This is a genomic window from Streptosporangium sp. OZ121 (genome assembly GCF_051918885.1).
Classification (GTDB): Bacteria; Actinomycetota; Actinomycetes; order Streptosporangiales; family Streptosporangiaceae; genus Streptosporangium.
This window is the reverse complement of record NZ_JBPXMC010000002.1, coordinates 157,880-179,112: the sequence shown is the minus strand read 5'-3', so window position 1 is coordinate 179,112 and position 21,233 is coordinate 157,880. Positions and strand designations below refer to the sequence as shown.

At 73.3% G+C, this 21,233-nt stretch carries 9 protein-coding genes; 3 read left to right on the top strand and 6 right to left on the bottom strand.

Going from position 1 to position 21,233, the window contains the following annotated elements:
- The first annotated feature begins 70 nt into the window (after positions 1 to 70).
- Together ACTOQ1_RS05705 and ACTOQ1_RS05700 are read left to right on the top strand one after the other, a co-directional pair.
- Positions 71 to 895, top strand: coding sequence for a thioesterase II family protein (locus ACTOQ1_RS05705; RefSeq protein ID WP_440064975.1), 825 nt, complete (start codon positions 71 to 73; stop codon positions 893 to 895).
- Positions 874 to 1,911 (top strand): LLM class F420-dependent oxidoreductase, encoded by a 1,038-nt coding sequence (locus ACTOQ1_RS05700; protein WP_440064974.1) that lies wholly within the window; start codon positions 874 to 876, stop codon positions 1,909 to 1,911. The genes ACTOQ1_RS05705 and ACTOQ1_RS05700 overlap by 22 nt, the downstream gene beginning before the upstream one ends.
- 62 nt (positions 1,912 to 1,973) lie before the next feature.
- Here ACTOQ1_RS05700 and ACTOQ1_RS05695 read toward each other — a convergent pair whose 3' ends face one another.
- Positions 1,974 to 2,171 (bottom strand): DUF397 domain-containing protein, encoded by a 198-nt coding sequence (locus ACTOQ1_RS05695; protein ID WP_440064973.1) that lies wholly within the window; start codon positions 2,169 to 2,171, stop codon positions 1,974 to 1,976.
- A gap of 200 nt (positions 2,172 to 2,371) precedes the next feature.
- A complete protein-coding gene (locus ACTOQ1_RS05690) occupies positions 2,372 to 2,995 on the bottom strand; it encodes an O-methyltransferase (protein ID WP_440064971.1) in 624 nt (207 codons plus the stop codon).
- Positions 2,996 to 3,422: 427 nt separating this feature from the next.
- Between ACTOQ1_RS05690 and ACTOQ1_RS05685 the strand changes: the two genes are divergently transcribed.
- Entirely contained in the window at positions 3,423 to 7,802 is a 4,380-nt protein-coding gene (locus ACTOQ1_RS05685) for a molybdopterin-dependent oxidoreductase (RefSeq protein ID WP_440064969.1), read from the top strand.
- A gap of 34 nt (positions 7,803 to 7,836) precedes the next feature.
- On the opposite strand, the gene ACTOQ1_RS05680 is transcribed toward ACTOQ1_RS05685, so the two are convergent.
- The 4 genes from ACTOQ1_RS05680 to ACTOQ1_RS05665 form a co-directional block, all read right to left on the bottom strand.
- Complete coding sequence (locus ACTOQ1_RS05680; RefSeq protein WP_440064967.1) at positions 7,837 to 8,646, bottom strand: maleylpyruvate isomerase family mycothiol-dependent enzyme; 810 nt, start codon at positions 8,644 to 8,646, stop codon at positions 7,837 to 7,839.
- Between the two features lie 170 nt (positions 8,647 to 8,816).
- Positions 8,817 to 10,361 (bottom strand): MFS transporter, encoded by a 1,545-nt coding sequence (locus tag ACTOQ1_RS05675; protein ID WP_440064965.1) that lies wholly within the window; start codon positions 10,359 to 10,361, stop codon positions 8,817 to 8,819.
- Positions 10,342 to 14,328 carry an amino acid adenylation domain-containing protein gene (locus ACTOQ1_RS05670; RefSeq protein WP_440064963.1) on the bottom strand — a complete coding sequence of 1,329 codons (3,987 nt, stop codon included), beginning with the start codon at positions 14,326 to 14,328 and terminating at the stop codon, positions 10,342 to 10,344. The genes ACTOQ1_RS05675 and ACTOQ1_RS05670 overlap by 20 nt, the downstream gene beginning before the upstream one ends.
- Positions 14,325 to 21,200 (bottom strand): amino acid adenylation domain-containing protein, encoded by a 6,876-nt coding sequence (locus tag ACTOQ1_RS05665; RefSeq protein WP_440064961.1) that lies wholly within the window; start codon positions 21,198 to 21,200, stop codon positions 14,325 to 14,327. The genes ACTOQ1_RS05670 and ACTOQ1_RS05665 overlap by 4 nt, the downstream gene beginning before the upstream one ends.
- Positions 21,201 to 21,233 lie beyond the last annotated feature (33 nt).

The following is a 21,233-nucleotide window of genomic DNA, read 5'->3' as shown; positions in this document are numbered from 1 at the left end:
TCGGAGGCCGGACCCGTGTGCCGGGAGCCCCGGAGCCCGCACCCGACGTCTTCACGCTGGAAGGACCCAGATGACCGCGCCGTGGTTCGTACCGGTGGGGGAGCGGCCGGGGGGCCGGATCCGCCTGTACACCTTCCCCAACGCGGGCAGCGGCCCCGCCTCGCTCACCGACCTGGCCGAGCGGTTCCCCGACGAGGTCGGCGTGTGGTCGGTGAACCTCCCCGGCCGCCAGGCCAGGCTGGCCGAGCCGCCGGTCGAGGACCTCGACAAGCTGGTCGACGACCTGGCCCGCGACCTGCTGGCGAACGCCCGCGAGCCGTACGCGCTGTTCGGCTACTGCAGCGGCGCGCTGCTCGCCTACCTGGTCTGCCGCCGCCTGGTCGAACTCGCCCCGGCCTCCGGAGCGATCGGGACCGGGCTCCCGGCGGACCTCGCGGGACCGGCTCCTTCGCCGGAGTCCGGGGGGCGGTGGCCGGAACGCCTGCTCGTGGGATCCTTCGCCGCGCCGGACGTCACGCTCCTGCTGCGCAGGCTGCCGTCCCTGCCGTCGTGGCTGTTCTGGGACCAGCTGATCGAGCTGGGCGGGGTCCCGGCGGAGGTGGCCGAGCGCGAGGTGCTCAGGCCGATCCTCGAACCCGCACTGCGCGCCGACTTCGGGATGCTCGCCAGGTACCGGCACCGGCAGGGGCCGCCGCTGCCCGTTCCCGTCACCGTCCTGTACGGCAGCCGCGACGGCTCCATGTCGCGCGGCGGGCTGCTCGGCTGGCGCAGGCAGAGCGTCGCGCGGCCGTCGATGCGCGAGCTCGACGCCTCGCACTGGCTGGCCGAGGAGACCCCCGACCTGCTCGCCACCGTCATCGCAGAGGAGATCGGATGCGTCTCGGTTACAGCATGAGCTACTGGGGCGGCGCCGGGCTCGGTCCCGCCGACCACCTCGCCCTGGTCCGCGAGGCCGAGCGGCTGGGCTACGAGTCGGTGTGGGCCGCCGAGACGTACGGCACCGACCCGGCGAGCCTGATGGCGTGGATAGCGGGGCAGACCGAGCGGATCGCGCTGGGCACCGGCGTGCTGCAGATGTCGGGCCGCAAGCCCGTGGTGGCGGCGATGACGGCCGCCACCATCGACCAGGTCTCCGGCGGCCGGGCCCGGCTGGGCGTGGGCGTTTCGGGGCCGCAGGTCGTGGAGGGCTGGCACGGGGAACGCTTCGACCGGCCGGTGGCCCGCGCCCGCGACTACCTGTCGGTGCTGCGGCTCGCCCTGGCCGGGCGCCCGGTGAGCTACTCGGGCCGGACCATGACGCTGCCGCTCCCCGGCGGGCAGGGCAAGGAGCTGTCCCTGGGCGTCTCCCCGGTCCAGAAGCACCTTCCCGTCTATCTCGGCGCGATGGGCCCGGAGACGACCGCGCTCGCCGGGGAGCTGGCCGACGGCTGGCTCGCGATCCACTTCCCGCCCGAGCACCTGGCCGAGCGCACGGCCCACCTGCGCGCGGGCGCGGCGCGGGCCGGTCGCAGCCTGGACGGCTTCGACGTCGCCCCGATGATCCTCACCCTCGTCGACGACGACGAGGAACTGGCCTACGACATGATGCGGCCCATGCTCGCCCTCTATCTGGGCGGCATGGGCTCGCGCCGTACCAACTTCTACAACCGCCTGGCCCGCTCCCTGGGCTTCGAGAAGGAGGCGGAGGCGATCCAGGAGGCGTTCCTGGCCGGGCGCCAGGGCGAGGCGATGTCGCTGCTGCCGGACGGCCTGGTCGACGCGATGACCATGTGCGGGCCGCCCGGCAAGCTCCGCGAACGCGTCGCCGCCTACCGCGAGGCGGGCGCCACCTCCCTGATCGTCGGCCTGGTCACCCCGACGCTCAGGCTCCGCCTGGAACAACTGGAACTGGTGGCGGACCTGGTCACCTGACGGTCCCTGTCGGGATCGTGCGGGTTGTGGCCCGTGCGATCCCGGCAGACCACCCCGGGGAATTACGCGTCGTTCTTCAGCTGTGTGACGAAGGTCGACCAGGTGTCGCGGGTGAAGACGAGTTTGGGGCCGCCGGGGTTCTTGGAGTCGCGGACGGCCACGACATCGCCCAGGTCCGCGACCTCCACGCAGTCTCCGTTGGCTCCGCTGAGCGAACTCTTGCGCCATGCGGCGTTGGTCAGGTCTACCGGTTTGGACATCGCGCGCCCCTTCGGCTGGACACTCACGCCAGGTTGTTCGGCGCGTTCATCAGCATAGTCGCGGTGTCGGCGGGACTGAGGGCCGCGGCCCTGAGGTAGTCGAACACCGAGACGTACCGCCGCGCACCGACAAGCGCGATCGGGTCTACCAGGGCACCATCGATGTCGCCTCGATCAGGAAGCCGGCTGCGTGACCCGGTTCAGTGACCCGTCGTGCTGGACGTCTCGGCGAAACGACGAGTGGCCACGAGTGCTGCCAGGTCCGGCGCGAGCCGAAGTTCCGTCGCATCCAGCCCAGGGTGATCGAGCCAGTGCATCCGCGCCTGGTCGACAGCGCCGTCGAATAGCGGTGGCCAGTGCCGGGCCGGGGTCAGGTCGTCGATGACCAGCGCGCCTCCTGGCCTGAGCAACCTGTGCGGATCAGCCGGCTTCTCACTGCTCTTGCCCTGGCCGCCTCCATCGAGCACGAGCAGGTCATACGGCCCGTCCCGATAGATCTCCCGCCAGTCACCACGGATCACCGAGACCTGCGGATGATCGAGGAAGACCTGGGCGGCCAGGGACGCTCGACGCGCGTCCTGTTCAACGCTGACCAGACGGGCCTCCGGCCGGGCGCCTGAGGCCAGCCATGCCAGGCCCACTCCGCACCCGGTTCCGGTCTCCCCGATAACGTCGGCGCCGGCCGCCAGAGCGTACAGCAGTCGCCCCTGCTCAGGACGGCAGGAAGAACCAAAGCCCGCCTGCTGTGCCGTTTGGAGCGCACGCTTGACCAGTGGGGGCAATCCCGCGAGATCGACATATGCCGCCGTACCGCTAACCGACATCGCCCCAGGTTAAGGTGATTGACGTCATAGATCCACGGGGCGGTCTCCAGTGCGTACGAATTGCCGGAGTCGCGATGTGATCGATCCTGCCTTCCCGGGAAGTGAGCGCGCGGGCTCGCCGCCCAATCCGTGGGTGCCCGCGCCAAGGGGCTCGTGAAGCGCCTGTAGCCAGGAGAAGGCGTCCCGCTTCGGTCTGGAGTGGGGCGTTTTCGAGTGTCCGAGGTCAAAGGAGTCTCGAAGAGACCCGCGCGCGTGGCCGGGGGAGATCGGCGGTTAGGTGGATGTAACAGCCGAGCGCGGACATCTGTGACATCTACGTAACGCCTGTTTCTTATGTTTCCGTCGTTGGATCCGCCCGATGCGGCTTTGGCGTCCCCGCTGTCCGGTGGAGGGCGTCAGGGGCCCCTGCTCAGGGAGAAGGGACCTAATGGCGGCGTCAGAGAGAGTGAAGACGGTCTGCTCGTACTGCGGCGTCGGCTGCGGGATCGTGCTGGAGGTGGACGGGCGGCGCCGGGTCGTCAAGGCCTCCGGCGACAAGAGCCACCCGGCCAACGCCGGCCGGCTGTGCACCAAGGGAGCCACCACCGCGGACATGCTCGCCGCCCCCGGCCGCCTCGAGAGCGGGCTGGTCAGGCCCGACCGGGGAGCCGAGCCCGTGCCGGCGAGCGTGGACGCGGTGATCAGCGAGACCGCCCGGCGTCTGCGACAGATCCTGGACGAGCACGGGCCGGACGCGCTGTCGTTCTACGTGTCCGGCCAGATGACGCTGGAGGCGCAGTACCTGGCCAACAAGCTCGCCAAGGGCTTCGTCGGCACCAACCAGATCGAGTCCAACTCCCGGCTGTGCATGGCCAGCGCGGGCAGCGGCTACAAGCTGTCGCTCGGGTCGGACGGCCCGCCCGGCTCGTACCAGGACTTCGACCACGCAGACCTGTTCTTCGTGATCGGCGCGAACATGGCCGACTGCCACCCGATCCTGTTCCTGCGGATGATGGAGCGGGTCAAGGCCGGGGCCAAGCTCATCGTGGTCGACCCCCGCCGTACCGCCACCGCCGACAAGGCCGACCTGTTCCTGCAGATCAGGCCCGGTACCGACCTGGCCCTGCTCAACGGGCTGCTGCACCTGCTGGTCGAGGGCGGCCACGTCGACCACGAGTTCGTCGAGCGTCACACCGACGGCTGGGAGGCGATGCCGGACTTCCTGCGGGACTACCCGCCCGAGACGGTCGCCGCCCTCACCGGCATCCCCGAGGACGACCTGCGGCAGGCGGCCGAGTGGATCGGCGCGGCGGGGGAGTGGATGAGCTGCTGGACGATGGGGCTCAACCAGAGCACGCACGGCACCTGGAACACCAACGCGCTGTGCAACCTGCACCTGGCCACCGGCGCGATCTGCCGCCCCGGCAGCGGCCCGTTCTCCCTGACCGGCCAGCCCAACGCCATGGGCGGGCGCGAGATGGGCTACATGGGTCCCGGACTGCCCGGCCAGCGTTCGGTGCTGGTGGAGGAGGACCGCCTCTTCACCGAGGAGCTGTGGAACCTGCCGTCCGGCACCCTGCGCACCGACGTCGGCCAGGGGACCGTCGAGATGTTCTCGCGCATGGCCGAGGGCGAGATCAAGGCGTGCTGGATCATCTGCACCAACCCGGTCGCCAGCGTCGCCAACCGCAGGACCGTCATCGCCGGCCTGGAGGCCGCCGAGTTCGTCGTCACCCAGGACGTCTTCGCCGCCACCGAGACCAACGCCTACGCCGACGTGGTCCTGCCCGCGGCCATGTGGGCCGAGACCGAGGGCGTGATGGTCAACTCCGAGCGGAACCTCACCCTGCTCAGGCAGGCCGTGGAACCGCCGGGACAGGCGCTGCCCGACTGGCAGATCATCGCCCGCGTCGCCTGCGAGATGGGCTTCGAGGACGCCTTCTCGTACGCCGGCGCGGAGGAGGTGTTCGAGGAGATCAAGCGGACGTGGAATCCCAAGACCGGCTACGACCTGCGGGGCGTCACCTACGAGCGGCTGCGCGAGACCCCCGTCCAGTGGCCGAGCCCGCCGGGCGGCGGTGACCGCAATCCCGTCCGTTATCTCAACGACGGCACCAGCCAGGCACCGCTCACCCGGCCCGACGGCAGCCGCCCGCGCCTCGCCTTCGCCACCCCGAACGGCCGGGCCGCCTTCTTCCCCCGCCCGCACCTGCCCGCCGCCGAGCTGCCCGACGACGCCTACCCTTTCGTCCTCAACACCGGCCGGCTGCAGCACCAGTGGCACACCCTGACCAAGACGGGAAGGGTCGCCAAGCTCAACAAGCTCAACCCCGGGCCCTTCGTCGAGATCCACCCGAGCGACGCGGCCGGGCAGGGGATCGGCGAGGGCGACCTGGTGGAGATCGCCTCCCGGCGCGGCAGGGCCGTGCTGCCCGCCCGGCTGAGCGACCGCGTCATGCCGGGCAACTGCTTCGCGCCGTTCCACTGGAACGACCTGTTCGGCGAGTACCTCAGCGTCAACGCGGTCACCAGCGACGCCGTCGATCCCGTCTCCTTCCAGCCCGAGTTCAAGGTGTGCGCGGTCTCCCTCACCAGGGTCGCCTCCGAGGCGTCCCCGGCATCCCCGGTGGCCTCGGAACCCGCGGGGACGGCGGGGTTCCCCGCGATCTCCGAGCAGGCCCGGGCGATCGCCTTCCCCACTGGGCCGGAGTACGCGGTTCCGGAGGCCGCCGGAACGGCGCCGGAGGCCGCTCAGCCCGCCCGGATCGCCGCGCTGGCCGGCCTGCTCGGGGTGGCCGACCTGCCGCCGCCGGTGCTCGCCGACCACGAGCGCCGCTACATGGCCGGTTTCCTGTCCGCCCTCGACAGCACGGCATCCGCCCCCGGGGGCACGGGGTCCGCCGGTACGGTCGTGCCGGTCCTGCCGGAGCACGCGCCCGTCGACCCCGCCCACGCCCTGTGGATCAACGGGGTGCTGGCCGGGATGTTCTCCCGCACCCTCGCGCCGCCACCCCGGCACGCGACCGGCGACCCGGTGCCGCCGGCGCGCGACATCGTCGTCCTGTGGGCCTCCCAGACCGGGAACGCCGAGGAGTTCGCCGCCGCCAGCGCCGACCGGCTGACCGGCGCGGGGCGAGTCCCCCGGCTGGTCAGCATGGCCGACTGCGCCCCGGACAGCATTCCCCGTGGCGCGGACCTGCTCGTCATCTCCAGCACCTTCGGCGACGGCGAGGCCCCCGACAACGGCGTCGGATTCTGGGAGGCCCTCATCGGGTCCGGCGCCCCCCGGCTCGACGGCGTGCGCTATGCCGTCCTCGCCTTCGGCGACTCCAGCTACGACGACTTCTGCGGCCACGGGCGACGGCTCGACCAGCGCCTCGAGGAGCTGGGCGCCCAGCGCCTGGCACCCCGCGTGGACTGCGAGCCCGACGACCACTCGCGGGCCCTGGGCTGGCTCGAGCAACTGCTCACCACCCTCACCGAGCCTTCCCCGCCCTCCGCGCCGTCCCCGGCGAGCTCGGAGCCCGAACCGACGCGGGCGGATCCCGGATCGACGCCGGGCCCCGGGCCGGTGTTCCCGGGCCGCACGGACCTTGGGGCGACCCCGGGCCCCGAGCCGGCACCTTCGGGCCCCGGATCGGCGTCCCCGGGTCCCGGGCGGCCCCTCCCAGGTATCGGGCCGACGTCCTCGGAGCCCGAGTCGTCGACGGGATTCGGCAGGACCGCGCCGTTCAGCGCCCCCCTGACCGGTAACCGGCTGCTCAGCCTGCCGGGATCGGCCAAGGAGGTGCGGCAGTTCACCTTCGACACCGGCGGCGAGCTGGCCTACCAGGCCGGTGACGCGCTCGGGGTGCTGCCGGTCAACAGCCCCGGCCTGGTCGCCGAGTGGCTGGCCGTGACCGGTCTCGACCCCGACGACGTCGTCGAGATCCCCGGCCTCGGCTCCGTCCCGTTCGGTGAGGCCCTGCGAAACCACCTGGAGATCACCAGGATCACTTCCGGCCTGCTCAGGTTCGTCGCCGAACGTACCCGCGACCGCGATCTCACCCGGTTCCTGCGTTCGGGCAACGGGGGAGAGCTGGCCAAGTGGACCTGGGGCCGCCAGGCCGTCGACGTGGTCGGCGAACTCCCCGTACGGGCCACGGCCCAGGAGTGGGCGGACGTCCTCAAGCGCCTGCGGCCGCGCCTGTACTCCATCTCCTCCAGCCCGCTGGTCGACCCCCACCGGGTGCGCCTGACGGTCTCGATCGTCCGCTTCGACAACCCGCGCGGTACGGCGCGCAAGGGGGTGTGCTCGTCCTTCCTCGCGGACAGCCCCGAGCACGCCTCCGTGCCCGTCTTCGTCCAGCGCAACAGGCACTTCCGCCCCCCGGCGGATCCGGCCACCCCGATGATAATGATCGGCCCGGGTACGGGCGTCGCGCCCTTTCTCGGCTTCCTGGACGAGCGCCGGGCACTGGGCCACTCCGGCCGCAACTGGCTCTTCTTCGGCGAGCAGCGGCGCTCCAGCGACTTCTACTACCGCGACGAGCTCAACGAGTTGTACCAGGACGGGCTGCTGACCCGGCTGGACCTCGCCTTCTCCCGCGACCAGCGTGCCAAGGTCTACGTCCAGGACCGGATGCGCGAGCACGGCGGCCGGCTCTGGTCCTGGCTTCAGGACGGCGCCCACCTGTACGTCTGCGGTGACGCCAGCCGGATGGCCAAGGACGTCGACCGGACCCTGCGCGAGATCGCCACCGTCCACGGCGGCCTCGGCGACGACGAGGCCGCCGTGTACGTCAAGCACCTGGCCACCAGCAGGCGCTACGTACGCGACGTGTACTGATCCTCGTCGTTCGCGCGGCCAGGCCGGGTGGCCGTCAGAAACCGGGGAACACCCGGCGGAGGTCGTCCAGGGTGACGTCGTCGCCGGTGACGGTCACCGACGGCGGGGTGTGCTCGGGCGCCAGCCTGCCGCTGAGCAGGCGCGTCCAGGCCTCGCTGGGAAGCGTCAGGGTGACGTCGGCCGGTTCCGGGGCCTCGCTGAAGCCGACGGTCTCCCCGAGGGTGAGTCCCTGGAGGTTCGCGGGGTCGGTCGTCTCGACCCGCAGGGTGGTGGCCAGGCGCGGGTCCAGGCCGTCCGGCCTGCCGATGAAGCCGATCAGGAAATCGAGCGGCCCGGCGTACAGGTCGGTCAGCACCCCGGCGGCGTCCCGCCCGACGGTGGCCTCGGGATCGAAGGCGACCTTGACGTCCCAGGCGTGCAGGGCGGCCTCGTTCAGGCGCATCCCGGCCACCAGCGCGACGCTGCCCGGCATGGGGAGGAATCCCAGCTTGATCTGCAGCCGCTCGCGGGCGCCGGCGTCGAGGCTCTCGAACGCCGAGACGATGTCGGCGTCGGCGGCGAGGAAGTCCTCGGCCTGCTCCTTGGGCTCCTTCGCGTTCCAGCGGTCCCACACCGGGTGGTTGAAGTCCTGGCCCGGCGCCTCCTCGCCGTCCTGCGCCGCGCGCAGCGTCGCCAGTCCGATCTCGGCGCCGCTGCCGAGGTGGCTGAGCACCTGGGCGACGCTCCACTCCGAGCAGCCGGAGGGCCGGGTGAGGTCGGCGGCGTCCAGCCCCCGGACGAAGGCCGCCAGCTCGTCGTGGGTGGTACGCAGAGCCGCGATGGTCCTGTCGGCGAGTGTGGTCATGGTTCTCCTACCGGATGGAAGCGGGATGTGAGGGACGACGGCACCGTAGGCCGCGCGATCGAGCCGGGCGGCCGCCTGGGATCCGCCCTCCGCCTGGCCTACCATCATCCTCTCCCGTACCGGCGCCCGTCCCCGGTGGGGTCCGGGGACGGGCGCCGTCGCGCGAGCGGTCAGGTGCCGGGGATCTCCTTCACCTTCGGGATCGGGGAGAAGACCAGCAGCAGGATCGGCAGGATGGCTCCGGCGATCACCGCGAACAGGATGGCCGGGCGCAGGCCGAGGGTCTCGCCGAGCAGGCCCGCGCCCAGGGCGCCGAGCGGGGCCGGGATCAGCCCGAGGGAGTAGATCGTGCCGATCACCCTGGCCTGGAGGTGCGGCGGGGTGATCGACTGCACCAGGGTCATGTTGCTGACGAAGAAGACCTGGTTGCTCGCCCAGACGACGAACTGGGAGAGGCCGAGCATCCCGGCGGCCAGCCAGACCGGTCCCGACGCGAACGGCACCAGCAGCAGCGCGCAGTTGCCGACGATCGTGCTCCACAGCAGCGTCGGGCCGATCCCCATGCGGCGCATGGTCCGCACCGACAGGGTCGCGCCGAGGATGGCGCCGACGCCGCCGGTCGCCATGACGATCCCCACCCACTCCACCGGCAGGTCGGGGCCGCCCCGCAGCAGGAACAGCACGTAGATCGACTGCATGGCGCCCATGACGAAGAACGAGTACAGCCCGCTGGCGATGGCCAGCGGCCGGATCATCGGCTGGTCCATCACCCACCGGAAGCCCGCCCAGATCGCCCGGTGCACGCTCACGGCCGTCTCGTCGTCCGGGGTGGGCACCTCCTCGCGCTTGCGGATGAGGAGGATGGCGATCGCGGAGAACAGGTAGGAGAGCACGTCGATCATGATCAGCAGCGGCGCGGCCACCACCTTGATCAGCGCCGCCGCCGCGCCGGGACCGGCGGTCTGCGCCAGCGACTCGCTCAGCTGCAGCTTGCCGTTGCCGTCGCCCAGGTGCCGCAGCGGGACCAGCGACGGGAAGTAGGAGCGGTACGCGACCTGGAACAGCACCGACAGCAGGCTCAGGACGAACACGACCGCGTACAGCACCCCGAGCGTGAGGCTGTCCATCACGTACAGCAGCGGCACCAGGGCGAGCACCGCGGCCCGGCCCAGGTCCGACCAGATCAGCACGGGCCGCTTGCGCATCCGGTCGATGTAGACGCCGAACAGCAGGAATCCGAGCATCGGCAGCCGGATCAGCGCCCCGAGGACGCCCATCTCGGTCGCGCTCGCGCCCAGGGTGACGACGGCGATCAGCGGGATCGCCACGTACGAGATCTGCGAGCCGAACTGTGAGAGGGTCTGGCCGGTCCACAGCCGCAGGAAGTCCTGGTTGCGCCAGAGACCGTCGTCGCCGCCGGTGCCCTCGGGCCGCTTCTCGCCTCCGGGGGTGCCGGGATCCCCGGACTCCCCGGGCCCTCCGGCGCCTCCCGAGCCCTCGGAGGTCTCGGGACCGCCGGAGGCTCCGGGAGTTTCCGAGGCTCCGGCGACCGGGGCGTCCTGGGGGACGTCGAGGACCTCGGGGCCCGCGGCGGGCTCGCCGTTCCCGGTGCTCCGGGCACCGCCGGCCGTTCCGGGCGCCCCGGCCGTCGCGGTGCTCCCGGTGCCCTGTGGCGGCCCCGCGCTCTTGGGGCTCTCAGTGTCCGGTGACGCCATGGTCGATCCAACTCCTCAGCTTGGCGGCCGCCTCGGCGACCAGGGGTTCGAACAGGATGACCACGCGCTCGCCGGGAATCGCCTCGATCGCGAGGTTCCCCTTCACCACGCCGCTCCAGCCCAGATCGGGCCGGTCACCGGCGGGGGCGAACAGCGCCACGTCACCGTCGTACGGCTCGTGCCGGTAGCGGCCGACCGCGTGGGCGTTGGCCCGGAACACCCGCAGGAAACGCCGGGCCTGCTCGACGTCGGCGGTGTCGGGCGCCAGCCGCTGCTCCCGCCCGGCGGCGGCGATGACCGCCATCAGCATCTCCTCGGGGTCGAGGCAGGCGAACTCCGCGGTGTCCGTCTCCAGCGGTCCTCCCGCCAGCGCGTGGGTCATGAGCGAGGCGTCGTCCTCCAGCGAGCTGGTGATCACCGGCTCGTCCGCGTCGGAGTAGAACAGCACCAGCAGCGGGACCTCCTCGCCGAGGTCACGCAGCCGCCTGGCCATCTCCAGCGCGATGTTCCCGCCGATGCAGAACCCGCCCAGCACGTACGGCCCGCTGGGACGGACGGCGCGCAACCGGTCGACGTAGTCCTCGACCATGTCGGCCATCGTGGTGTGCGGTTCCTCGCCGGGCGCCAGGCCGCTGGCCGCGATCGCGTAGACGGGCTGGTCGGGGCCGAGCCTGCGGGCCATCGGGTGGTAGCGGAAGACCTGCCCGCCCAGGGCGTGCACCAGGACGATCGGGACGCGGTCGCCGTCCGCGTTGAGCGTCACCACCCGCTGCTCGCCCAGGTCCTCCGGGCGGCGCAGCACGTCCGCCAGGCCCGCCACGGTCGGCGAGGCGAGCACGGTCGCCACGGGCAGTTCCCTGCCGAACTCCTGCCTGATCCGCACGGCCAGCCGGAGCGCCAGCAGCGAGTGCCCGCCCAGGTCGAAGAAGTCGTCGAACACCCCGACCATGGGGACGTCGAACAGCTCCTCCCAGATCGCCGCGATCCGTCCCTCGACCGGGTCCCTCGGCGGCACCCTGAACTCGTCCGCGCCCGTCCGGCCGGGGGCGGGCAGGGCGGCGCGGTCGAGCTTGCCGTTGGGGGTGACCGGCAGGGCGTCCAGCACCACCCACGCCGACGGGATCATGTGCTCGGGAACCCGGACGCGCAACCGCGCCCGCCAGTCGACCGAGGCACCGTCAGTGTCACCGCCGACGGCACCGTCGGTGTCACCGTCGGTGTCACCGCCGGTGACGACGTACCCGATCAGGCGCTCGCCGTCGGCGACGACCGCCGCGGCGCGTACCTCGGGCTGGTCGAGCAGGGCGGCCTCGATCTCGCCGAGTTCGACGCGCATGCCGCGGATCTTGATCTGGGTGTCGAGGCGGCCGAGATACTCGATCTCGCCGTCCGGCCGCCACCTGGCCTGGTCCCCGGTGGCGTACAGGCGGGAGCCTGGCGGGCCGTAGGGGTCGGGGACGAACCGTTCGGCGGTGAGGCCGGGGCGGCCCAGGTAGCCGCGGGCCAGTTGCACCCCGCCGATGAACAGCTGCCCCCGGGTTCCCACCGGGGCTCGCTCGAACCGGTCGTCGAGCACCTCCAGGCGGGTGTTGTCACCCGGACGGCCGATCGGGACCACCTGCTCGGCGGGGTCGCACCGGTGCGTCGAGACCTCCACGGCGGTCTCGGTCGGGCCGTAGAGGTTGTGCAGCTCCACCTCCGGCAGCCGTTCGGCGAAGCGCCGCACCAGGTCGGCGGGGAGCGCCTCGCCCGAGCAGACGACCCTGCGCAGCTCACCCGGGGCCAGTTCGGGCGTGTCGAGGAAGGGGTCCAGCATGGAGGGGACGAAGTGGGCGGTGGTGATCCGCTCGGAGACGATCAGCCGGGCGAGGTAGGAGGGCTCGTAGTGGCCGCCGGGCTTGGCGACCACCAGCCCGGCACCCGTGACCAGCGGCCAGAACAGCTCCCACACCGAGATGTCGAACGAGATCGGGGTCTTGTGCAGGACCCGGTCGGCCGGGGTGATGGCGTGGTCCGCCTGCATCCAGCGCAGCCGGTTGACGATCGCGCGGTGTGACACCCCGACGCCCTTCGGCCGCCCGGTCGACCCCGACGTGAAGATCACATAGGCCAGCGCGTCCTCGTGGCCCGGACCGTCCGGCGGGCTCAGGTCGCCCGGGCCGGCGGGCACGGCCGCCCCGTCCGGCAGCAGCACCGTGCGCTCGGCCCGCGGAGCCCGGCCGGCCAGGGAGGCGGACGTGAGCAGTACGGAGGCCCCGGCGTCGGAGAGCATGGTCCGCAGGCGCTCGGCCGGATGGCCCGGCTCGAGCGGCAGGTAGGCGCCTCCGGCGGCGAGGATGCCGAGCAGGGCGACGGGAAGGTCCGTGCTCCGTTCGAGGTAGACGCCGACCGGCTGGTCCCGTTCCACTCCCGACGCGCGCAGCTCCGCGGCGATCGCGACGGCCCGGGCGGCCAGCTCGCGGTAGGTGATCCACGTTCCCTCGAAACCCACCGCGGGCGCGTCGGGCGTCAGGGCGGCCTGGGCGAAGATCAGCCCGTGCAGGGTGCCGCCGGGATGGTCGCGACCGGTGGCGTTCCACCGGGTGATCGCCTCGGTCTCCGCCTCGCCGAGGCCCGGCTCGCCGGTCAGGGCCGCGAGCACCCGGCCGGCCAGGGCCTCGATCTGGTCACGGGGGAACTGGGTGCGGTCGTAGGAGATCGTGAGGGTCAGCCCGCCGCCGGGCACGCGGACGAAGGCCACCGTGCACGGCATGTCGGTCTGCTCGAAGAACTCCTGCCCGGTGATGGCCGCGCCCTCGCCGGGCAGCCCGCCGTACACGTGGAAGTCCCTGAAGTCGAACAACGTGTCCAGCAGCGGCGAGCGGCCCGCGGCCCGCTGGATCTCGAACAGCGGGTAGCTCCGGTGCGGGACGGCGGAGATCTCGGCGTCGAACACCCGCCGCACTAGGTCGGCGCGGCTCGCGGCGTCCAGGCGCACCCGGATCGGCAGCGAGTTGAGGAACAGTCCGAGGACCTCGCCGCCGTCCTCGTTCTCCGGCCTGCTGTGGCTGAGGACGCCGGTCATCACCTCGCGCTCGCCGGTGACCAGGCCCAGCGCCCGCAGGTGCGCCGTCAGCAGGATCGTGCGCAGGGGAACTCGCAGCTCGCGGCTCTCCCGTTCGAGCGCGGCCACCGTCTCCGCAGGTACGGGCACGGCCAGCACCGTGACGTCACGCGGCCCGTCGACGGGGAACCCGGGCAGCCGGGGCAGACGGCTCTCCGGGGCGTCGGTGACCCGTTCCCGCCAGAACTCCCTGGTCTCCGCCGAGGCCGTCGCCGACCGCTCGGCCGCCACCATGTCCCTGAACCGGGCCGACGGCGGCGCGAGGGGAGCGGACGCGTCCCTGGGCGGGGCGGCGTAGCGGTGCAGGATCTCGGTGACCAGCGTGGCGACGCTCCAGCCGTCGAGGAGCGCGTGGTGGAAGCTGAGGCTGAGGGCGAACTCGCCGCCGTCCAGGAGGTGGACGTGGACCCGCAGCAGCGGCGGGGACGACCAGTCGAACCCGGTGTGCTTCTCCCTCTCCCGCCACGCCGCGAGCCGTTCCCGCGACCCCTTCCCGTGCGGGGCCTCCGCGTCTTCCGAGTCTTCCGCGCCTTCCTCGTCCGGGATCTTCCCGCCAGGGTCGCCCCGGCCGGGCCCGGTCTCCCGTACGGCGCCCTCCCGCAGGTCGGCGACCTCCAGGGGGATGGTCACGGTGTCGTGGACGAGCTGCAGCGGCTCGCTGAACCCGGTCAGGTCGAACGAGGTGCGCAGCACCGGGTGCCTGGCCGCGACCTCGGCCAGCGCCCTGGTCAGCGCGGGGACGTCCGGCTCACCGCGCAGGGTGATCGTCATCAGGTCGTGGAACGTGGGGCTGTCCGGTTCGAGCTCGCTGTGGTACAGCATGCCCGCCTGCAGCGCGGCCAGCGGATACGCGTCCTCGATCATCGGCCGTCTCTCCTTAGCTTGGCCAGGTCGGCCGGATTGAGCAGGCCGAACGCCTCGACCGCCGGTTCGGGGGCCCGTTCCGCCTCCGCCGAGGGCCCGCGGCCGGGCGCGCGCAGCACACCGGCCAGTTCGGCCACGGTCTGGTGGGTGAACAGCTGCTGCAGGTCGAGCCCGTAGCCCAGGTCCCGCAGCCTGGCCACCACCGAGAGGCTGCGGATCGAGTCGCCCCCGACGCCGAAGAACCCGTCGTGACGGCCGACCTTGTCCAGGCCGAGCACGTCCTGCCACACCTGGGCGACGGCGCGTTCCGCGTCGGTGCGCGGCGGCTCCCAGGGAAGGTCGCCCCGGCCGGGCGGCGGCGGCAGGGCGGCCCGGTCGAGCTTGCCGTTGGGGGTGAGCGGGAGGGCCTCCAGCGTCACCCACGCGGTGGGGATCATGTGCTCGGGCAGCTCGCCCCTGAGCCACTCGCGGGGATCGGCGTCCACAGCGTCCGCAGCGTCCCCGGCGTCCGCAGCGTCCCCGGCGTCCGCAGCGTCCCCGGCGTTCGCTGTGTCCGCCGCGTCCCGCGCCCCCTCGCGCCGCACCCCGTACCCGACCAGCCGGGCTCCGGCGCCGTCGTGCCACACGCCGACGGCCACGGCGCTCAGGTCCGGGTGCCCGCCGAGCACGGCCTCGATCTCGCCGGGTTCGACGCGCATGCCGCGGATCTTGACCTGGGCGTCGAGGCGGCCGAGATACTCGATCTCGCCGTCGCGCCGCCACCGCGCCCGGTCCCCGGTGGCGTACAGGCGGGAGCCGGGCGGGCCGTAGGGGTCGGGGACGAACCGTTCGGCGGTGAGGCCGGGGCGCCCCAGGTAGCCGCGGGCCAGTTGCACCCCGCCGATGAACAGCTCGCCCGGCGTCCCCGCCGGTACCGGGCGCAACGCCCCGTCCAGCACGTACAGGCGGGTGTTGGCCACCGGGCGTCCGATCGGCACGACCTTCTCTCCCGGCGTGTAGCGGTGCCAGGAGACGTCGACCGCGGCCTCGGTCGGCCCGTAGAGGTTGTGCAGCTCCACCCCGGGCAACCGCGCGGTCAGCCGCTCCGCCGCCCCGGCCGTCAGCTCCTCGCCGCTGCAGATCACCCGGCGCAGCGAGCCGCACTCCTCGATCCGCTCCTCCGCGGTGAAGGCGGCGAGCATCGAGGGGACGAAGTGCACCGTGGTGATCCCCCGCTCGACGACGAGGTCGCGCAGGTAGGCGGTGTCCCGGTGGCCGTCGGGGCGGGCGAGCACCAGGCGGGCCCCGCTGATCAGCGGCCAGAAGAACTCCCACACCGACACGTCGAACCCGGCGGGGGTCTTCTGGAGCACGGCGTCGCCCGCGTCCAGGCCGTACGTGTCCTGCATCCAGCGCAGCCGGTTGACGATCGCCCGGTGCGGCACCCCGACGCCCTTGGGTCTCCCCGTGGACCCCGAGGTGAAGATCACGTACGCGAGCGAGCCGGGCGGACTCCCCGCCCGGCGGCCCGCGTCCGCCGGCTCCGCCGCGGAGCCGAGGGCGGCGGTGAGTTCCACGGCCCCGGCGTCGGCGAGCATGGCCTCGACACGGCGCTCGGGCAGCCCCGGATCGAGGGGAAGGTAGGCGGCCCCGGCCTTGAGCACGGCGAGCAGCCGTACGGGCAGGTCGAGCGAGCGCTCCGCCCGCACGGCGAACACCCGCTCGGTGTCCTCGCCGGCACCGGCGCGCAGCCGCGCGGCGAGCAGGTCGGCGCGGTCGTTCAGCTCGGCGTAGGTCAGCGTCTCGCCCTCGAAGACCACGGCCGGGGCGCCGGGAGTCCGCGCGGCCTGCGCCTCGACGAGACCGTGCAGCGTCTCCTCGGGCGGGTACGCGGTCTCGGTGGCGTTCCAGCCGTTCAGCACCAGGTCCCGCTCCCCGGGGGAGAGCATCTCCAGGTCGCCCACGCGGGTCCCCGGAGCGGCGACGGCCGCGCGCAGGAACGTCTCGAAGGACGCGGCGAGCCGCTCGACGGTCTCCGGCAGGAACAGGTCGCGGTTGTAGACGAACCTCGCCGCGAGACCGTCACCGGTCTCCGAGGCGTACAGCTCCAGGTCGAACCGGGTCGAGGTGGTGTCCGGCGCGAACGGCTCGGCCACCGGCCCTCCCGCCCGATCGGCCGCGGACCCGGCCCCCTCCCCGGTCGTGGCCCCGGTCACCCGCCCGGCCGCCGTCGTGGCCCCGGTCCCCTCCCCAGGGGTGGACGCCACAGGCCCGGCCGGAGATCCGGCCACCGGTGCGGACCGTCCTGCCGGGACCGTGCCGCCCAGGTAGTTCTGCAGGGCGAAGAGCACCTGCACCACGGGCGGGCGGGTGGCGTCTCTGGCCAGGTCCAGTTCGGCGACCAGCTTCTCGAACGGCAGCTCCTGGTGGCCGTAGACCTCCAGGGCCGCGTCGCGGGTGCGGCCGAGCAGCTCGGCGAACGTGGGATCGCCCGCGAGTCGGGCCCGGAGCGGCAGCAGGTTCACGAACAACCCGACCACGTCCTCGAACTCCGTCAGGTCGCGACCGGCGACCGGCGAGCCCACCGCGAAGTCGTGCTGCCCCGACCAGCGGGACAGCACGGCCTGGAACCCGGACAGCAGCGCCATGTAGAGGGTCGCGCCGCGTTCCCGCGCCAGGTCGCCGAGCGCCCCTGTGAGCCCGGCGTCCAGTCGCAGGTCGTGCCAGGCGCCTCGGTGCCCCTGCCGGGCCGGCCTGGGCCGGTCGAGCGGAAGGTCGAGCGGGGGCAGCGCGGTCAGCTCCTCCCGCCAGAACTCCAGGTGCCGTTCCAGGCGCGGTCCGGCCAGGCGCTCGCGCTGCCAGAGCGCGTAGTCGCCGTACCCGACGCGCGGCTCCGGCCGGCCGGCGCGCTCGTCGCGGCCGTCGGGCCCGGAGAGCAGCTCGTCCAGCAGGAGCTCCGCCGACCAGCCGTCGGCCACGATGTGGTGGACGGCGACCAGCAGCACGTGGTCCGCGGGGGCGAGCCTGACCAGGGTCACCCGGAGCAGCGGGCCGTCGCCGAGGTCGAAGGGGCGTGCCGCGTCGGCGCTGACGACCCGCCGCGCCTCCGCCTCCGCCGTCCCGGAGCCGGCCGTCGTGGCCGGTCCCGTCGAAGCGGTCCCCGCCTCGACGACGCGGATCGCGATCCGTGCCTCCGGATCCCCGGCCGGGACGACCCGCACCTCGGGCCTTCCGTCGGAGGAGGCGGGGAAACGCATCCGCAGGCTCTCGTGCCGCGTCACGGCGGCGTCCAGCCGCGCGTCCAGCGCCGCGAGGTCCAGCGGCCCGCGCAGCCGTGCCGCGGCGGGCAGCACGTAGGCGCCGGTCCCCGGGCTGAACTGCTCCATGAACCAGAGCCGTTCCTGCGCGAACGACAGCGGTGGCGCCGTGCCCTCGGGACGTCGTACCGGTCCGGGCCCCACCTCGGGACCCGCGCCGGGCCCGGCCTCCGCCAGCGCGTCCAGCGCCTGCGCCAGCCTCCGTACGGACGGGTGGCTGAAGGCCAGCTTCAGCGGCACGTCCAGCCCGGTCGCCGCGGAGAGCCTGGCGATCGTCCTGGTCGCCAGCAGCGAGTGGCCGCCGAGCTGGAAGAAGTCGTCGAGTGCCCCCACCCGCTCCACTCCCAGCACCTCGGCCCACACCGAGCACACCAGCTCCTGCGTGGCGGTCTCCGGGGGCAGGTACCCCTCGTCCGAGCGGTGCTCGGGGGCGGGCAGCGCGCCCTGGTCGACCTTCCCGCTCGGGGTGAGCGGGATGCGCGCGACCTCCACCACGGCACTCGGCACCAGGTGCGGCGGCAGCTCCGCCGCGAGGTACTCCCGCAGCTCCCCGCCGTCCGGCCGGTGCCCGGACCGCTCGCGGGCACCTTCCGCCCGCTCATCGGCCGCCCCCTCGCCTGTGGTCCGGTCGTGCCGTACGACGTAGGCGACCAGGCGGCGGTCGCCGGGGGTGTCCTCCCTGACCGTCACGGTCGCCCGGCCCACCCACGGGTGGGCCAGCAGGCGGGCCTCGATCTCGCCGGGTTCCACGCGGTAGCCCCGGACCTTCACCTGGCGGTCGAGGCGGCCGAGGATCTCCAGGCGCCCGTCGGGCCGGAACCTGGCCCGGTCGCCGGTGCGGTACAGGCGCGAACCGGCCGGGCCGTACGGGTCGGGCACGAAGCGTTCCGCCGTCAGGGCGGGCGAGCCCAGATAGCCGCGAGAGAGCCCGTCGCCGCCGACGCACAGCTCGCCGGGCGCGCCGGCGGGCACCCGGGCGCCGTGCTCGTCCAGCACGTGGACGCGGGTGGCGGACAGCGGGTGACCCACGGTCGGCCGCCTGGACGCCTCGGCGGGGTCGAGCTCCCCGGCGGTGGCGATGATCGTCGTCTCGGTCGGCCCGTAGCTGTTGACCAGGGTGACGCGCTCGCCGTGCGCCTCGTACCAGGCGGCGAGCGCCGGTCCCGGCAGCGGGTCGGCGCCCAGGATCAGCAGGCGCAGCGCGGGCGGCCAGGAGGCACGGGCGGCGACCAGCTCCTGCCAGTAGGAGGTGGGCAGGTCCATCACCGTCAGCGACGCGCCCCGCGGGGTCCGCAGGAAGTCGGGAAGCGGCTCGTCGGGGGCGAGCACCAGCTCGGCCCCCGAGGTGAGCGCCGGGTAGATCTCCTCGGCGTGCGTGTCGAAGCCCACGGAGGCGAACTGGAGCACCCGGTCGTCCGGCCGGATGCCGTACTCGGCGCGCATCCACGCCACCCGCGCGTCCAGCGCCCGCCGCTCGACCTGCACGCCCTTGGGGGTGCCGGTCGAACCGGAGGTGTAGATCACGTACGCCAGGTTCCCCGGCCCGCCGGGCCTCGTCACCCGGCCCTCCCCGGTGGACGCCGGGGCGCCGGGCTCGCCCGGCCCGTGAAGGCGCGCGCCGGACGGTGAGCCGTCCGAGGCCTTCGGATCCTCTGCGGCCTTTTGGTCCTCTCCGTCGGCGGGGCCGTCCGCGACGCCGTCGAGCGGGATCGTCGGCAGGTCGCACCCCGGCGGGCCGTCCTGGGCCAGCAGCAGCGCGGCCCCGCTGTCGCGCAGCATCCAGCGCAGCCGCTCGGCCGGGTAGGCGGGGTCGAGCGGGAGGTAGGCGCCTCCCGCCATGGCCGTCGCCAGCAGTGCCACGACCAGCTCGGGACCGCGCCGGGCGCACACCGCGACCACGGTCTCGGGGCCGGCCCCCTCGGTGGCCAGCCGCGCCGCCAGCCTCGCGGCGCGCTCGCGCAGCTCGGCGTAGCTCAGCCGCCGGTCGCCGTGGCTGACGGCGACCGCGTCCGGCGCCAGCCGCACCCGCTCCTCGAACAGCTCGACCACCCCGGCCGGACCGGAGGTATCGAGAGGTACGGGCAGCGCGGTGGACAGGGACGCGGTGACCGCGGGCAGGCGGTCCTCGGGGAGCAGCATCGCGGCCCGCAGCCGGGACAGCGGGATGTCGGGGTCGTCGGCGACGGCCTCCAGCACGCGCTCGTACCTGCGCAGCATCCTGGCCACCGTGTCCGGCTCGAACAGGTCGGCGTTGTAGGACAGCAGCGCGTACAGCGAGTCCGAGCGAGGCGTCACGTCGAGCATCAGGTCGAACTTGGCCTGCCGCGCCCCCGGATCGAACACGTCGGTCTCGATGCCGGGCATGACCAGCTCGGACGCCTCCTTGTCCTGCATCACGAACATCGCCTGGAACAGCGGCGTGGTGCTCAGGTCGCGCTCGACGCGCAGCTCGTTGAGCAGCCGCTCGAACGGGATGTCCTGGTGGGCGAAGGCGTCGAGCACCGTCGCCCGGACACGGCCCAGCAGCTCCCTGAAGCCGGGGTCGCCCGACAGGTCGCCGCGGAGCGCGAGCGTGTTGGGGAAGAACCCGACGATCTGCTCCAGCTCGGGGCGTTCCCGTCCGGCGATCACCGACCCCACGCACACGTCGTCCTGCCCGGAGTGGGCGCCGAGCAGCGTCTGGAAGGCGGCGAGCAGCACCATGAACTGGGTGCACCGCTCGTCCCTGGCCAGCCGGTCCAGCCGGGCGGTCAGCTCCCGCCCGATCCGCCGCGCCGCGTAGTCGCCGTTGGACGACTTCACCGGCGGCCTGGGCCGGTCGGCGGGGACGTCCAGCGCGGGCACCCCGGCCAGCTGCCCGCTCCAGTAGTCGAGCTGGCGGCGCACCCGCTCCTCGTCCAGCAGAGCGCGCTGCCAGGCCGCGTAGTCGGCGTACTCCAGCACCGGCGCGGGCAGGTCCGCCTCGCGGCCCTCCAGGTGCGCGCCGTAGCAGGCGGCGAGCTCGCCCAGCAGGATCTTCAGCGACCAGCCGTCGGCCACGATGTGGTGCAGCACCACGCACAGCACGTGGTCGGTCTCCGACATGGTGATCAGGTGGACCCGCAGCAGCGGCCCGGCCGCCAGGTCGAACGGGCGGTTGGTGAGGTCGGCGACCAGCTCGGTCGCGCGGGCCTCCCGCTCGGCGGCGGGCAGCCCGGTGAGGTCGATCAGGTCGGGCTCGACCGGCAGGGGCGGCCCGATCTCCTGCACCGGGCTGCCCTCGTGCGAGGTGAAGCGGGCGCGCAGGGTCTCGTGCCGCTCCACCAGCCGGCCGAGCGCGTACCGGAGCGCCTCGATCGAGACGTGCCCGCGCAGCCGCTGCACCATGAACATGTTGTACGAGGCGTCGGAGGGGTCCAGCTGCTGCAGGAACCACAGGCGCTCCTGGCCGAACGACAGGGGAGGCGGCCCCCCGCCGTCCGCGCGCCGGGGGATGCCCGACGGCCGCCGCGGCGGCGGTTGCCGCCGCAGCCTCTCCTCCAGCGCGGCCCGCTGTTCCGGGCTGAGCCGCGCCAGTTTGGCCCTCAGGTCACTCATCCGCGGGACCCTTCAGCGTGGCGAGCAGAGCCG

Coding starts and splice junctions, on each gene's coding strand:
- ACTOQ1_RS05705 (WP_440064975.1), top strand. CDS start 71: ATGACCGCGCCGTGGTTCGTACCGGTGGGGGAGCGGCCGGGGGGCCGG.
- ACTOQ1_RS05700 (WP_440064974.1), top strand. CDS start 874: ATGCGTCTCGGTTACAGCATGAGCTACTGGGGCGGCGCCGGGCTCGGT.
- ACTOQ1_RS05695 (WP_440064973.1), bottom strand. CDS start 2,171: ATGTCCAAACCGGTAGACCTGACCAACGCCGCATGGCGCAAGAGTTCG.
- ACTOQ1_RS05690 (WP_440064971.1), bottom strand. CDS start 2,995: ATGTCGGTTAGCGGTACGGCGGCATATGTCGATCTCGCGGGATTGCCC.
- ACTOQ1_RS05685 (WP_440064969.1), top strand. CDS start 3,423: ATGGCGGCGTCAGAGAGAGTGAAGACGGTCTGCTCGTACTGCGGCGTC.
- ACTOQ1_RS05680 (WP_440064967.1), bottom strand. CDS start 8,646: ATGACCACACTCGCCGACAGGACCATCGCGGCTCTGCGTACCACCCAC.
- ACTOQ1_RS05675 (WP_440064965.1), bottom strand. CDS start 10,361: ATGGCGTCACCGGACACTGAGAGCCCCAAGAGCGCGGGGCCGCCACAG.
- ACTOQ1_RS05670 (WP_440064963.1), bottom strand. CDS start 14,328: ATGATCGAGGACGCGTATCCGCTGGCCGCGCTGCAGGCGGGCATGCTG.
- ACTOQ1_RS05665 (WP_440064961.1), bottom strand. CDS start 21,200: ATGAGTGACCTGAGGGCCAAACTGGCGCGGCTCAGCCCGGAACAGCGG.